The organism is Streptomyces lichenis, assembly GCF_023218175.1.
Classification (GTDB): Bacteria; Actinomycetota; Actinomycetes; order Streptomycetales; family Streptomycetaceae; genus Streptomyces; species Streptomyces lichenis.
Map to the genome: position 1 here is coordinate 19145 of NZ_JALPTH010000046.1, position 12923 is coordinate 32067.

The window sequence follows — 12923 nt, forward strand, 5'->3', positions numbered from 1 at the left end:
TCAAGGGTCTCATGGCGCCGTGTGCGCCGGGGCGTGATCCGGGGCATGATCCCAGTCCGCGGGCAGCCGCGGCACCGGCCAGGCCGGATCGGGCCGCCAGTCCTCCCAGCCGTCCGCGAACGGCGAGCCCCAGGCCCGTACGGTCTCCAGCGCCGCCGCGCCCGCCACCCGCACCTGCCGGGCCTGTGCCGGGCCCATCAGCCCGCTGCGCTGCGCCTGCTCGAACTCGTCCTCGTCGCGCCAGAGCCAGCTGCGGTCCGGATAGACCGAGATGTCCAGGAAGTGGTCCTCGGAGTCCACCCCGCGCGACCACCGGGTGCGCGGCTCCTCCAGGTTGACGTACCAGCTGCGGAACAGCCAGTCCTGCTCCCAGAACAGCCACACCGACCACGGCTCGCCCGGTCGGGCCAGCTTCAGTACGCCGGCCCCGGCCCAGCGGGCCCGGGCGGTGGTGCGCGCGGCGGTGTAGCGGGTGGCCAGCGGCTCCTCGTGCACCGGGCGGCCGTCGGCGAGCACCGGCTTGACGCACTCGGTGCCCGGGGCCATCCAGACCGCCAGCAGCTCCTCGGTGTCCTGCACGACGGTGACCGGGCGGCAGATGTGCACATGGCCGTCGGCGTTGTCCCGGTACCGCCACAGCACCTGCGTCCCCGGCGCCCAGTGCCGCCCGCCCCCCGGCCCGGTCGTCGTCTCTCTCCTCGTCGGAACAGTTCCCGTGGTACCGCTCGTCGTCGTGGTACCGCTCCCCGTCGTGGTCTCGGCTTCGGCTGTCATGAGCAGATCCTAGGCGCGGGAGCCCGGCCGCGCCGCGATACGGATCACGACCGGCGGGCCCCCGCACCCCACCCCGCCGCCCGCGATCCCCCGCCGCACTCCGGCGGTCATCCCTCCGTCACGGGTGCGTCATCCGCAGCACGTCCAGCGCCTCGTCCAGCTGCTCCAGGGTGAGGTCCCCGCGCTCCACATAACCCGCCTCCAGCACCACCTGACGGATGGTCTTGCGTTCCGCAAGGGACTTCTTGGCCACCTTCGCGGCCTCCTCGTACCCGAGGTACTTGTTGAGCGGGGTGACCACGGAGGGCGAGGACTCGGCGTACTCCCGGGCCCGCTCGCGGTCCGCGGTGATGCCGTCCACCGTGCGGTCGGCCAGCAGCCGCGCCGCGTTGGCCAGCAGCCGGACCGACTCCAGCAGGTTCTTCGCCATCACCGGCAGCATCACGTTGAGCTCGAAGTTGCCCGCCGCGCCGGCCGCCGCCACCGTGGCGTCGTTCCCCACCACCTGGGCGCACACCATCAGCACCGCCTCCGGGATCACCGGGTTGACCTTGCCCGGCATGATCGAGGAGCCGGGCTGGAGGTCGGGCAGATGGATCTCGGCCAGTCCGGTGCGCGGCCCGGAGGACATCCAGCGCAGGTCGTTGCAGACCTTGGTCAGCGAGACCGCGATCGTACGCAACTGGCCCGAGGCCTCCACCAGCCCGTCCCGCGCGCCCTGCGCCTCGAAGTGGTCGCGGGCCTCGGTCAGCGGCAGCCCGGTGGTGCGGGCCACCTCGGCGATGACCGCCGCCGAGAAGCCGGGCGGGGTGTTGATGCCGGTGCCCACCGCCGTACCGCCGAGCGGCAGCTCCGCCAGCCGGGGCAGCGAGGCGCGCAGCCGCTCCACCCCGTACCGCACCTGCGCCGCGTAGCCGCCGAACTCCTGGCCCAGCGTCACCGGGGTGGCGTCCATCAGATGGGTGCGGCCCGACTTCACCACGTCCGCGAACTCGGCCGACTTGCGCTCCAGGCTCGCCGCCAGGTGCTCCAGCGCCGGGACGAGGTCCTTGGTCACCGCGGCGGTGGCCGCGATGTGGATGGAGGACGGGAACACGTCGTTGGACGACTGCGAGGCGTTGACGTGGTCGTTGGGATGGACCGCGTCCGGCCCGCGCCCCAGCCGCTCACCGGCCAGGGTGGCCAGCACCTCGTTGGTGTTCATGTTGGACGAGGTGCCCGAGCCGGTCTGGAAGACGTCCACCGGGAAGTGCTCGTCCCAGCGCCCCTCGGCCACCTCCGCGGCGGCCTCCTGGATGGCCTCGGCCACCTCCTTGTCCAGCACCCCCAGGTCGGCGTTGACCTTGGCGGCGGCGGCCTTGATCCGGGCCAGCGCCTCGATGTGGGCGCGCTCCAGGCGCTGCCCGGAGAGCGGGAAGTTCTCCACCGCCCGCTGGGTCTGCGCCCGCCACCTGGCGTGCGCGGGGACCCGCACCTCGCCCATGGAGTCGTGCTCCGTACGGAACTCCGCCGACTGCTCGCTCATCCTCGCTCCTCCTCAGTGCCCTGCCGTGTCCTGCCATGTCAAGCCATGTCAGGCCGTCTCGCGGCGGTTGGCCGCGTACCCACCGTGCCACCGCTCACCGCCGCTCACCGCCTCTCTCCTCCCCGGTGAGCAGTTGTCTGGATCGCTCTGTTCCCAAGTGGGCTTACCCGCCAGTAAAAACCGTGGGTAACCCCACTTCCAGGAGGCGCAATGACGCGCACCAGGCGCAGACTCCGATGGACGCTCACGGCGACCGCCGCGCTCGCGACCGCCGTCGGCTCCACCCTCACCGCCACCGGTACCGCCACCGCCGCACCGCCCGCCGCCACCGCCCCGCAGGGACGCCCCACCGCCGCGTCCACCCCGCTGCCCCCGGAGCTGGAGGCCGTCCGGGCGGCCGAGGCCACCGCCCTCTACGGCTCACCCGCCGAGCGCCCCTTGGCCGACCGCAAGACCGGGCTGATCTCGCTCGGCGACAGCGAGATCTCCGGCGAGGGCGTCGGCACCTACGACCCGGCCACCAACCGGCCCGGCAACTGGTGCCACCGCTCGCCCGACGCCGCCATCCACCGCACCGGCATCCCCGCCGACGTCACCTACAACGTCTCCTGCTCCGGCGCGAGCTCGGCCAACATCGTGATCGGCGGCAGCAAGCAGTACGCCGACGAGCTGGTGCAGAGCGACAACCTGGCGATCAAGGCCCGCAACACCCGCATCAAGATGGTCGTGCTGGTCGCCGGGGCCAACGACGACCTCCAGTTCGGCCCGGTGATGACCGACTGCGTCATCCGCTACCTCACCCTCCAGGGCCCCTGCGAGCCGAAGTACGCCCCCGGCTGGCAGGCCAGGGTGGACGCGCTGGTCCCCAAGGTCGAGCGGACCGTACGCGACCTGCGGACCGTGATGAGCGGCGCCGGGTACGCCGACGGCGACTACAAGCTCGTCCTGATGGGCTACCCCAGCCCCATCGGCCCCGACTTCCCCGACAACCCGAACTTCCCCGGCAAGCTGGCCTGCGGCGGTCTCGGCTACGACTCCGACACCGTCTGGGGCCGCAACACCGCCGTCCCCGCCTTCGAACGCGGGATGCGCCAGGCGGCGGCCAACACCGGGGCCCACTTCCTGGACAACTCCCGGCTCTTCCACGGCCATGAGGTCTGCATGGACGGCGCCTGGGCCCGGGGCCTCTACATCGACCTCACCAAGCCGGGCCTGCCGGACGAGAACTCGGTCCGCCAGTCCTTCCACCCCAACGCGGGCGGCCACGCCGCCTTCGCCTCCTGCCTCACCCAGTTCGACGCGGCCGGGGTGCGCGAGGCGAGCTGCGCCGACCCCGCCTCCACCGGCAGCCCGGTGCTGTACCCGGGCGCCTGGGACGACGCCTTCCGCCCGCTGCGCGGCGAGGCGGCCGGCACCTGCCTGGACGCCACCGCCGCCCGCAGCCGCAACGGCACCGCGGTCGGCGGCTGGGACTGCCACGGCGGCCGCAACCAGCAGTGGTGGTACGACACCGGGCGCGGTTCGCTGCACACCGAGCTCACCCATGACCGCTGCCTGGACGTGCCGGGAGGCACCTACACCGCGGGCACCGCGCTGGTGCTCTGGAACTGCTCCGGCGCGGCCAACCAGCGGTTCGTACGGGACTCCGGCACCCTGCGCCCGGCCGCCGCGACCGGGCTCTGCCTGACCCTGGCCGCCGCCAAGGACCCCCTCCGCCTCCAGCCCTGCGACGGCACCGCCAGGCAGCGGTTCGCCTGATCGACTCGTTTCAAGACGGACCCGGCCCCCGCCCGCGTACCGGACCACGCGGGCGGGGGCCGTGAGTCCACCGTGTCAGCCGCGCACCGGAATGGAGGTGAACGTCGGCTGCGGCGCCGGGTCCTGGAAGAAGTCGTTGCCCTTGTCGTCCACCACGATGAACGCCGGGAAGTCCTCGACCTCGATCTTCCAGACCGCCTCCATGCCGAGCTCCTCGTACTCGACGACCTCGACCTTCTTGATGCAGTCCTGGGCGAGCCGGGCCGCCGGGCCGCCGATCGAGCCCAGGTAGAAGCCGCCGTGTGTCCCGCAGGCGTCGGTCACCTGCTTGCTGCGGTTGCCCTTGGCCAGCATCACCTTGGACCCGCCGGCCGCCTGGAACTGCTCCACGTAGGAGTCCATCCGCCCGGCCGTGGTCGGCCCGAAGGACCCGGAGGCGTACCCCTCGGGGGTCTTGGCCGGACCGGCGTAGTAGACCGGGTGGTCCTTGAGGTACTGCGGCATCTCCTCGCCCGCGTCCAGCCGCTCCTTGATCTTGGCGTGCGCGATGTCGCGGGCCACCACCAGCGGGCCGGTCAGCGACAGCCGGGTCTTCACCGGGTACTTCGCCAGCTCCGCGAGGATGGCGTCCATCGGCTGGTTGAGGTCGATCCGCACCACCTCGCCGGCCTCGTCCAGCTGGGCGTCGGTGGTGTCCGGGAGGAAGCGCGCAGGGTCGGTCTCCAGCTGCTCCAGGAAGACGCCCTCGGCGGTGATCTTGGCGACGGCCTGGCGGTCGGCCGAGCAGGAGACGGCGATGGCGACCGGGCAGGAGGCGCCGTGCCGGGGCAGCCGGACCACCCGTACGTCGTGGCAGAAGTACTTGCCGCCGAACTGCGCCCCGATGCCGATCCTCTGGGTCAGCTCGAAGACCTTCTGCTCCAGGTCCTTGTCCCGGAAGCCGTGGCCGAGCTCCGAGCCCTCGGCGGGCAGCTCGTCCAGGTAGTGCGCGGAGGCGTACTTGGCGGTCTTCAGCGCGTACTCGGCGGAGGTGCCGCCGACCACGATCGCCAGGTGGTACGGCGGGCAGGCCGAGGTCCCCAGCGAGCGGATCTTCTCCTCCAGGAAGCTCATCATGGAGGCCTCGTTGAGGACCGCCTTGGTCTCCTGGTAGAGGAACGACTTGTTGGCGCTGCCGCCGCCCTTGGCCATGAAGAGGAACTTGTACGCCCCGCCGTCGGTGGCGTACAGCTCGATCTGCGCCGGGAGGTTGGAGCCGGTGTTCTTCTCGTCCCACATGGTCAGCGGCGCCATCTGCGAGTAGCGCAGGTTCAGCCGGGTGTACGCGTCGTAGACGCCCCGCGACAGCGCCTCCTCGTCCCGGCCCGAGGTGAGCACGTGCTGCCCGCGCTTGCCCATCACGATCGCGGTGCCGGTGTCCTGGCACATCGGCAGCACCCCGGCCGCCGCGATGTTGGCGTTCTTCAGCAGGTCCAGCGCCACGAACTTGTCGTTGGCCGAGGCCTCCGGGTCGTCGATGATCCGGCGCAGCTGGGCCAGGTGGGCCGGGCGCAGATAGTGCTGGATGTCGTGGATCGCCTCCTCGGCGAGCCTGCGCAGCGCCTCCGGCTCCACCGTGAGGAAGGTACGGCCGTCGGCCTCGAAGGTGGACACACCCTCGGACGTCACCAGCCGGTAGGGCGTGGTGTCCTCTCCCAGCGGGAGCAGATCGGAGTACGCAAACTCTGGCATCGCGGCCATTCCTCACTCGGCAGACAGCCCGCCGCCTCCGTTGGCGGGAGCACCCTCCAGCGTAGGACGCCCCTTCCGGCCCCTTCAGGTGAGGCAACCCTCACCTGAACCGGCGCGAGCGCATCCCCTGTCGCGATCTATCGCGTTTCGCTACGCTGGGACGGTGGACCTCCAGAAGCAGCCCCCGCAGCCGTCCGACCGCCCTGCCCGGCCCACCGCCGCCGACCCGGCCGGGTCGCTGCGCGCCTCCGACGCCGACCGGGACCGCACCGCCGACATCCTCCGCGACGCCCTGGCCGAGGGGCGGCTGGACGCCGAGGAGCACGGGGAGCGGATCGACGCCGTCTACCGCGCCAAGACCATGGGCGAGCTGGAGCCGCTGGTACGGGACCTCCCCGGTGCCCCGGCCGCCCCCGCCGCGGAGCCGGCCCGCCGCCCGTCCGGCCGGGAGACCGCGGCGTACGAGCCCGGCGGCGGCGACGGACCGGCCGAGAAGCTGATCGCCGTGCTGTCCAGCTCCACCCGCAAGGGCCGCTGGCGGGTCGGCCGGCGCACCCAGGCGGTCTCCGTCTTCGGCAGCGTGGAGATCGACCTCACCGAGGCCGTCTTCACCCAGCGGCTGACCACGATCAACGCCACCAGCGTCTTCGGCAACGTCGAGGTGCGGGTGCCGGAGAACGTCACCCTGCGCGGCACCGGCAGCGGAGTGCTCGGCAACTTCGAGGTGGAGTCGCTGGAGGCGGTCGACCCCGAGGCGCCGGTGGTCGTGGTCAACGGCTTCGCCCTGCTGGGGAACATCGAGGCCAAGGCCAAGCGCGGCAAGCGGGTCGCCGACCTGCACGCCCGGATGCGCAAGCACCTGGGCCACTGAATCCCCTCCCCGTACGGGAGCCCCGCGTACGGGAGCCTTCCGTACGGGAGTTGGCGCGCGCCGGTGCGAACTCCCGCGCGCCATCGGCGCGTTTCGGCCGGACGCCTGCTTGACGCGCGGGCCCGCGGGCCACGCAGCGCTTAGGCGCACGCACGATGGGTAGGGCTTGCTCGATCGCCTCTTCTCACTCGCGAGGCCGCTCGCCGCCGTCGTCGTCAGGAGTAGACCGTGCTGCCACTGCCGCATCAGCCCCTCCAGGCCGCCGCATCCGCCCCCTCCGAGCGTCTGCCGACGCGCGAGGACCAGGACGGCCCGTGGCACTCGGAGGCGGTCTGCCGCCGGGACGAGGCCGGTCTGTTCTTCGCGCCGTCCAAGGAGCCCACCGCGGCCCGGCTGGCGCGCGAGGAGGCCGCCAAGCGGGTCTGCGCCCGCTGTCCGGTCATGATCGAGTGCCGCGAGCACGCCCTGCTGCAGCCCGAGCCGTACGGGGTGTGGGGCGGCCTCACCGCCGCCGAGCGCCGCGTGGTGCTGGCCCGGCGGCGGCGCCGCGAGGTGGAGCTGCGCAAGGCCGCCGCGAGCGACAGTCACCAGATCGCCGCGGCCGGCTGAGCACCCGCCCCCGACCGGCAGGGGCATACGCGAGGAGGCGCCCCCACCGCACACCGGGGGCGCCTCCTCGCGTGTCCGGACCGTCTCCGTATCCGGGGGTCTCAGCCGGCGGTCGTCACTTCGCCCGGTCGAAGTCGATCTGGCTGTACGCCCGCAGCTTGGAGAGGCGGTGGGTGGAGTCGATCTGCCGGATGGTGCCCGACTTGGATCGCATCACCAGCGAGGAGGTGGTGGCCGTCTCGGCCCGGTAGCGCACCCCGCGCAGCAGCTCGCCGTCGGTGATGCCGGTGGCGACGAAGAACACGTTCTCCCCGCTGACCAGGTCGGTCGTGGTGAGCACCCGGTCCAGGTCGTGGCCCGCGTCCAGGGCGCGCTGCCGCTCCTCCTCGTCCTTCGGCCACAGCTTCCCCTGGATCACCCCGCCCAGGCACTTGATCGCGCAGGCGCTGATGATGCCCTCGGGGGTGCCGCCCACGCCCATCAGCATGTCCACGCCGGTGCCCTCGCGCACCGCCATGATCGAACCGGCCACGTCGCCGTCCGAGATGAACTTGATCCGGGCGCCGGTCTCCCGGATCTCCTTGACGATGCCCTCGTGCCGGGGCCGGTCCAGGATGACCACGGTGACGTCCTCGGGCGAGGAGTTCTTCGCCCGGGCGACCCGGCGGATGTTCACCGAGACCGGGGCGTTGATGTCCACGTAGTCCGCGGCCTCCGGGCCGGTGACCAGCTTGTCCATGTAGAAGACCGCGGACGGGTCGAACATGGTGCCCCGGTCGGCGGCGGCCAGCACGGCGATCGCGTTGGGCATGCCCTTGGCGGCCAGCGTGGTGCCGTCGATCGGGTCCACGGCGATGTCCACCTCGGCGCCGGTCCCGTCGCCGATGCGCTCGCCGTTGAAGAGCATGGGCGCCTCGTCCTTCTCGCCCTCGCCGATGACGACCACACCGTTCATCGACACGGTGTGCACCAGGGTGCGCATGGCGCGCACCGCCGCACCGTCGGCGCCGTTCTTGTCGCCCCGGCCCGTCCAGCGGCCGGCCGCCATCGCGGCGGCCTCGGTGACCCGCACCAGCTCCAGGGCCAGGTTGCGGTCGGGAGCCTCGGGGGAGACCTCGAGCTCGGACGGCAGATGGTTCTCGGTCATCGAGACGCACCTTTCTGTACGGCGACGGCCGCAGGTAAGAAGAGGGTGCTGTGACTCTATCGCCAGGTCGACAAACTGAGCAGAGGGCCCCACGGATGAGCAGCCGCCCCTGATGCGACCATAGACCCGTGGCAGGTATGCGAGGCAAGCAGACAGTGCGCGGGATGTTCCAGTCGATGGCGGTCATCCTGGTCGCGGCGGGTGTGATCTATCTCTTCGTCCCGCACGACGAGAACGCGGACCCGATCAAGCCGGTCGACTACGGCGTGGAGCTGGTGACCGCCCAGCGGGCGGCGCCCTACCCGGTGCTGTCCCCGAAGGGCCTGCCCACCGACTGGCGGCCCACCTCGGTCTCGTACGAGCGGCGGAGCGGCGACGCCTGGCACCTCGGCTACCTCACCCCCGAGCGCGAGTACGTGGCGGTGGAGCAGTCCACGTCCGCGCCCGTCACGTACATCGACGAGGTCACCCACGGCGCCCGGGACACCGGCGCCGCCCGGGAGGTCGCCGGCCGGGGCTGGCAGCGGTACGAGGGGCCCAAGTACGACGCGCTGGTGCTCCGCGAGAAGGGCGTCACCACGGTGGTGACCGGCACCGCGGACGAGAAGCGGCTCGCCGAGATGGCCACCGCCCTGCGCCCGGGCGAGGCCCCCACCCCGGCCCCCGCGGCGCCGTCCCCCGCCGCGAAGGCCCCGGGCGCCTGACCCGCACGCACCCATGCGAAACGGCCCGCCGTCCCCCTCTCCCGGGGGTGGCGGGCCGTTCGTATGTACCGGGGTGCCGGTCACACGGAGGTGATGACGTCCTCGTACGCCAGGCGCGGGCCGCGCGGGAACCAGGCCTCCGGGCCGGGCTTGCCGATGTTGACGATCATCAGCGGGGTGTGGTCGTCGTCCAGGAACTCCTTCTGGACGCCCGGGAAGTCGAAGCCGGTCATCGGGCCGGCGGCCAGCCCGGCGGCGCGCACGCCCACGATGAAGTAGGCGGCCTGCAGGGCGGCGTTGAGGCCGGCGGCCTGCTCACGCGCCGGGCGCTCCGCGAAGAACATGTCCTTGGCCTGCGGGAAGTGCGGGAGGAGCGTCGGCAGCTCCTCGTGGAACTCGTTGTCCGCGGCGAGGATGGCGACCAGCGGGGCGGCCGCGGTCTTGGGCCGGTTGCCCTCGGCCATCAGCGGCACCAGGCGCTCGCGGGCCTCGGCCGAGCGGACCAGCACGACCCTCAGCGGGGTCTGGTTGAACGCGGTCGGCCCGTACTTCACCAGGTCGTAGATCGCCTGGATCTGCTCCTCGGTCACCGGCTCGTCGGTGAAGGTGTTGGCGGTGCGGGCCTCGCGGAAGAGCAGGTCCTGGGCGGCGGCGTCGAGTACGAGCGACATGGTCGGGTGCCTTTCAGGCGACGGGTGCGTTCTGGCGGCTTCACCCTACACCCAGATATATTTAACTTTCAACTAAAGGCCTCTGCCGGGGCCTCTCCAAGGCCTCCGCGCCGCCGGTCCGCAGCTCCCCTCCCGGCTTCACCCCTCTCCCGGCAACTCATCCCTCCCGCTCGGGCTCCGCCAGTGCGGCGTCCAGCCGGGCGCGGGCACCCTCCAGCCAGTGCCGGCACACCCGGGCCAGCTCCTCGCCGCGCTCCCAGAGCGCCAGTGACTCCTCCAGCGTGGTGCCGCCCGCCTCCAGCCTGCGCACCACCTCGATCAGCTCGTCGCGCGCCTGCTCGTACCCGATCGCGGCCGCCCGCTCCCCGGCTCCCGCCGCTCCGGCGTCCGCCGCCGCCACGCCCTCCGCCGCGCTCACCGCGTCCCTCGCCTCCGTCACCTCGGTCGTCGCGCCCGTCGTCTCAGCCATGCCGACCAGCCTACGGGCCGGGTACGACAGTGCCCGGCTCCGCGGATCCGGCCCCCGAGGGACCGCCGTCGCCGTCGGCGCTGACCCGCACCGGGAACTCCCCCCGGGCCACCCGCGCCCGCAGCTCCTCGCCCGGAGCCACCTCCTCCGCCGAGCGGACCACCCCGCCGTCCGCCCGCTGGAGCACCGCGTACCCGCGCTCCATGGTGGCCGCGGGGGAGAGGGCCACCACCCGCGCCCGGGTGTGCGACAGCTCCGAGTCGGCCCGGTCCAGCAGATGGCCCAGCACCCGGCGGCTCCGCGCCACCAGCGCCTCCACCTCGGCCCGGCGCTCCTCCACCATCCGTACCGGCCGCTCCATCACCGGCCGGGCCAGCGCGTGCGCCAGGCCCCGCTCCTCCCGGTCCAGCAGCCCCCGCACCGTCCGCAGCGCCCGGTCCCGCAGCGCCCGCACCCGGTCCAGCTCCTCGCCGACGTCCGGCACCACCTTCTTCGCCGCGTCCGTCGGCGTGGACGCCCGCAGGTCGGCGACCAGGTCCAGCAGCGGGGAGTCCGGCTCATGGCCGATGGCGGACACCACCGGCGTACGGCAGTCGGCCACCGCCCGTACCAGCTGTTCGTCGGAGAACGGCAGCAGATCCTCCACGCTGCCGCCGCCCCGCGCCACGATGACCACCTCGACCTCCGGCAGCGCGTCCAGCTCCTTCACCGCCCGCACCACCTCGGCCACCGCCCGCGCCCCCTGCACCGGAACGTTGCGCACCTCGAAGCGCACCGCGGGCCAGCGCCGCCGGGCGTTCTCCAGCACATCCCGCTCGGCCGCCGAGGCGCGCCCGCACACCAGCCCCACCCGCCGGGGCAGGAACGGCAGCGGCTTCTTGCGGGCGGCCGCGAACAGCCCCTCACCCGCCAGCGTCCGCTTCAGCCGCTCCAGCCGGGCCAGCAGCTCCCCGATGCCCACCGGCTTCAGCTCGGTCGCCCGCAGCGAGAGCTGCCCGCGCGGGGCGTACCACTCCGGCTTGGCGCACACCACCACCCTGGCCCCCTCGGACACCACGTCCGCCACGGCGTCGAAGGTCTGCCGGTAGCAGGTGACCCCGACCGAGATGTCATACGAAGGGTCGCGCAGCGTCAGAAAGACCACCCCGGCCCCCGGGCGGCGGGAGATCTGGGTGATCTGGCCCTCCACCCACACCACCCCGAGCCGGTCGATCCAGCCCCCGATGAGCCGCGACACCTCACCCACCGGCAGCGGCGCTTCCGCCGACGTAGAAAGACCCATGCCCGCGAGCGTACGCGCCACCACCGACACCCCCACCGGCCCGCGCGCCCCCTACAGCGCCTGGTCCTGCCCCCTGCGTCCCCACTGCACCGCCAGCACCACCAGTCCCACCGCCAGCCAGAGCGAACCGACCACCAGCGCCGAGGTCGCCGCCTCCACGATCACCGCGACCAGGATCACCGCGCCCAGCACCGGCACCACCACATGCCGCAGCCACTCCACCCGCTCGCCCGCACCGGCCCGGCGGACCGCGAACCAGCCGACCACGCTCGCGTGCAGCAGCACGAACGCGGTCAGCGCGCCCACGTCCACCACCGACACCAGCTGGTCCAGGCCGTCGTCCCGCTGCGCCGCCCAGAGTGCCGCGGCCATGGTGATCACCGCCGCGGTCAGCAGCGCCACCCGCGGCACCCCGCCGTCCGTACGGGCCAGCGCCCGCGGCAGCCGCCCGCCCCGGCCCATCGCGAACAGCAGCCGGCCGGCCGCCGCCTGCCCGGCCAGCGCCGCGAACGCCGCCCCGATCGCCTTGCTGGCGGCCACCAGATCGTGCAGCCAGCCGCCCACCGAGGCGTCCACCGCGTCATAGAACGCCGAGCCCTGCCGGGCCGGCTCCGCCGCCAGCTCGGCCGAGGACAGCGGCTCCAGCAGCGCCACCAGATAGGTCTGCGCCACGAACAGCGTCCCCGCCAGCACCAGGCAGAACAGCACCGCCCGCGCCACCTTCGCCGACCCGCCGGTCACCTCCTCCGCGAAGGAGGCGATGGCGTCGAAGCCCAGATACGACAGCACCGCCACCGACACCGCGCCCAGCACCGCCGCCAGGGAGAAGGAGGCGTCACCGGTCAGCGGGGTCAGCCAGCCGCGCTCGGCCCCGTCCCGTACCAGCACCACCACCGCCGACACCACGAAGACCAGCAGCACCGCGATCTCCAGCGCCAGCACCGCGAACCCCACCCGGGCCGCCGCCCGCACCCCCCACACATTCAGCAGGGTGGTGACCACCACCGCCAGCAGCGTCCACACCCAGCGGTTCACCGAGGGCACCAGCGCCTCCATCGCGATCCCCGCGAACAGATACGCCACCGCCGGGATCAGCAGATAGTCCAGCATGGCCATCCACCCCGCGATGAACCCCGGCCCCTCGCCGAGCCCCTTCCGGGCGTACGCGAACACCGACCCGGCCTGCGGAGCCACCCGCACCATCTGCGCGTAGCTGAACGCGGTGAACGCCATCGCCACCGTCGCCACCAGGTACACCAGCGCCACCGCGCCGCCCGACTTGGCGTCCAGCGTGCCGAACACACCGACCGGCGCCATCGGGGCGATGAACAGCAGCCCGTAGACCACCAGGTCCCGGAACCCCAGCGTCCGCCTCAGCCCCG

Annotated in this window: 12 protein-coding genes; 4 read left to right on the forward strand and 8 right to left on the reverse strand. The window is 72.8% G+C overall.

Features of this window, described 5'->3' with window-relative positions; translation table 11 throughout:
- Positions 1-9: 9 nt before the first annotated feature.
- Together fomD and M1O15_RS30225 are read right to left on the reverse strand one after the other, a co-directional pair.
- Positions 10-774: a cytidylyl-2-hydroxypropylphosphonate hydrolase gene (gene fomD / locus M1O15_RS30220; RefSeq protein WP_248637424.1), complete on the reverse strand. Its 765-nt coding sequence runs from the start codon at positions 772-774 to the stop codon at positions 10-12.
- Positions 775-892: 118 nt separating this feature from the next.
- Positions 893-2299: a class II fumarate hydratase gene (locus M1O15_RS30225; protein WP_248637425.1), complete on the reverse strand. Its 1407-nt coding sequence runs from the start codon at positions 2297-2299 to the stop codon at positions 893-895.
- Between the two features lie 210 nt (positions 2300-2509).
- Here M1O15_RS30225 and M1O15_RS30230 point away from each other — a divergent pair, with 210 nt between their 5' ends.
- Complete coding sequence (locus M1O15_RS30230) at positions 2510-4057, forward strand: ricin-type beta-trefoil lectin domain protein (RefSeq protein WP_248637426.1); 1548 nt, start codon at positions 2510-2512, stop codon at positions 4055-4057.
- A gap of 75 nt (positions 4058-4132) precedes the next feature.
- Here M1O15_RS30230 and M1O15_RS30235 read toward each other — a convergent pair whose 3' ends face one another.
- Complete coding sequence (locus tag M1O15_RS30235) at positions 4133-5797, reverse strand: fumarate hydratase (protein ID WP_282577440.1); 1665 nt, start codon at positions 5795-5797, stop codon at positions 4133-4135.
- Between the two features lie 154 nt (positions 5798-5951).
- On the opposite strand from M1O15_RS30235, the gene M1O15_RS30240 reads away from it, so the two are divergent.
- Both M1O15_RS30240 and M1O15_RS30245 read left to right on the forward strand, forming a co-directional pair.
- The gene (locus M1O15_RS30240; RefSeq protein WP_248637428.1) at positions 5952-6659 is read left to right on the forward strand and encodes a DUF1707 SHOCT-like domain-containing protein; all 708 of its coding nucleotides are present in this window, start codon (positions 5952-5954) and stop codon (positions 6657-6659) included.
- 228 nt (positions 6660-6887) lie between these two features.
- A complete protein-coding gene (locus M1O15_RS30245) occupies positions 6888-7268 on the forward strand; it encodes a WhiB family transcriptional regulator (protein ID WP_248637429.1) in 381 nt (126 codons plus the stop codon).
- 115 nt (positions 7269-7383) lie between these two features.
- Here the strand turns inward: M1O15_RS30245 and glpX are convergent, their stop codons facing one another.
- A complete protein-coding gene (gene glpX, locus M1O15_RS30250) occupies positions 7384-8415 on the reverse strand; it encodes a class II fructose-bisphosphatase (protein WP_248637430.1) in 1032 nt (343 codons plus the stop codon).
- 128 nt (positions 8416-8543) lie between these two features.
- Here glpX and M1O15_RS30255 point away from each other — a divergent pair, with 128 nt between their 5' ends.
- A complete protein-coding gene (locus tag M1O15_RS30255; protein ID WP_248637431.1) occupies positions 8544-9119 on the forward strand; it encodes a DUF4245 domain-containing protein in 576 nt (191 codons plus the stop codon).
- A gap of 80 nt (positions 9120-9199) precedes the next feature.
- Here M1O15_RS30255 and M1O15_RS30260 read toward each other — a convergent pair whose 3' ends face one another.
- The 4 genes from M1O15_RS30260 to M1O15_RS30275 form a co-directional block, all read right to left on the reverse strand.
- The gene (locus tag M1O15_RS30260) at positions 9200-9790 is read right to left on the reverse strand and encodes a malonic semialdehyde reductase (protein WP_248637432.1); all 591 of its coding nucleotides are present in this window, start codon (positions 9788-9790) and stop codon (positions 9200-9202) included.
- Between the two features lie 157 nt (positions 9791-9947).
- Entirely contained in the window at positions 9948-10259 is a 312-nt protein-coding gene (locus tag M1O15_RS30265; RefSeq protein ID WP_248637433.1) for an exodeoxyribonuclease VII small subunit, read from the reverse strand.
- A 10-nt stretch (positions 10260-10269) separates the two neighbouring features.
- Positions 10270-11541, reverse strand: a complete 1272-nt coding sequence (gene xseA, locus M1O15_RS30270; RefSeq protein WP_248637434.1) for an exodeoxyribonuclease VII large subunit — start codon at positions 11539-11541, stop codon at positions 10270-10272.
- Between the two features lie 51 nt (positions 11542-11592).
- Positions 11593-12918, reverse strand: coding sequence for an APC family permease (locus M1O15_RS30275; RefSeq protein ID WP_248637436.1), 1326 nt, complete (start codon positions 12916-12918; stop codon positions 11593-11595).
- Positions 12919-12923: the final 5 nt, after the last annotated feature.

What these genes read in the sequence shown, in the direction of transcription:
- M1O15_RS30265 (WP_248637433.1), bottom strand. Translation starts at nt 10,259, where the DNA reads ATGGCTGAGACGACGGGCGCGACGACCGAGGTGACGGAGGCGAGGGAC.
- xseA (WP_248637434.1), bottom strand. Translation starts at nt 11,541, where the DNA reads ATGGGTCTTTCTACGTCGGCGGAAGCGCCGCTGCCGGTGGGTGAGGTG.
- M1O15_RS30260 (WP_248637432.1), bottom strand. Translation starts at nt 9,790, where the DNA reads ATGTCGCTCGTACTCGACGCCGCCGCCCAGGACCTGCTCTTCCGCGAG.
- M1O15_RS30235 (WP_282577440.1), bottom strand. Translation starts at nt 5,797, where the DNA reads ATGGCCGCGATGCCAGAGTTTGCGTACTCCGATCTGCTCCCGCTGGGA.
- M1O15_RS30230 (WP_248637426.1), top strand. Translation starts at nt 2,510, where the DNA reads ATGACGCGCACCAGGCGCAGACTCCGATGGACGCTCACGGCGACCGCC.
- glpX (WP_248637430.1), bottom strand. Translation starts at nt 8,415, where the DNA reads ATGACCGAGAACCATCTGCCGTCCGAGCTCGAGGTCTCCCCCGAGGCT.
- M1O15_RS30225 (WP_248637425.1), bottom strand. Translation starts at nt 2,299, where the DNA reads ATGAGCGAGCAGTCGGCGGAGTTCCGTACGGAGCACGACTCCATGGGC.
- fomD (WP_248637424.1), bottom strand. Translation starts at nt 774, where the DNA reads ATGACAGCCGAAGCCGAGACCACGACGGGGAGCGGTACCACGACGACG.